We start from the raw sequence: 526 nt of genomic DNA, 5'->3' as shown, positions 1-526 counted from the left end.
CCTGGTTCTCGACCACGACGGCTACCTGCCGTGCTTCGGCGTGGTCACCGACGGCAAGGTGGCAGACGTGAAGGTTGCCCAGTGGATCGACTTCGGCGCCGGCACCATCGTGGTGGACGATCGGGGCTACAACGACTACCGGCTCTTCGGCCAGTGGTGCACCCAGGGCGTCTTCTTTGTGACCCGCATGAAGAGGGATGCCCTCTATGAGGTCATCCAGGAGCACGAGCCGCCGCAAAACCGCACCATCGTGCGCGACCAGACCATCCGGCTGAGCAGCGCTGGCGCGCATGACAAGTGCCCGCACTTGCTGCGCCGGGTGGAGGCGGTGCGTGAGGACACGGGCGAGACGCTGGTGTTCCTGACCAACCTCCATCATCTGGGGGCCAGCACGATCGCCGCGATCTACAAGGACCGCTGGCAAATAGAGCTGTTTTTTAAATCGCTCAAACAGAACTTGAAGATCAAGACCTTCGTGGGCACGTCGGCCAACGCGGTCAAGACGCAGATCTGGACAGCACTGATC

General features: G+C 62.0%; 1 protein-coding gene. It reads left to right on the top strand.

Annotation, left to right across the window (positions count from 1 at the left end; translation table 11 throughout):
* On the top strand, positions 1–526 hold a 526-nt coding region (locus tag AC1DY5_RS58245; protein ID WP_478123128.1), incomplete at both ends, for an IS4 family transposase.

This window comes from Variovorax sp. P4_D9, from assembly GCF_056401695.1.
The sequence above is the reverse complement of the archived record's forward strand: the minus strand, read 5'-3'. Positions and strand labels throughout refer to the sequence as shown.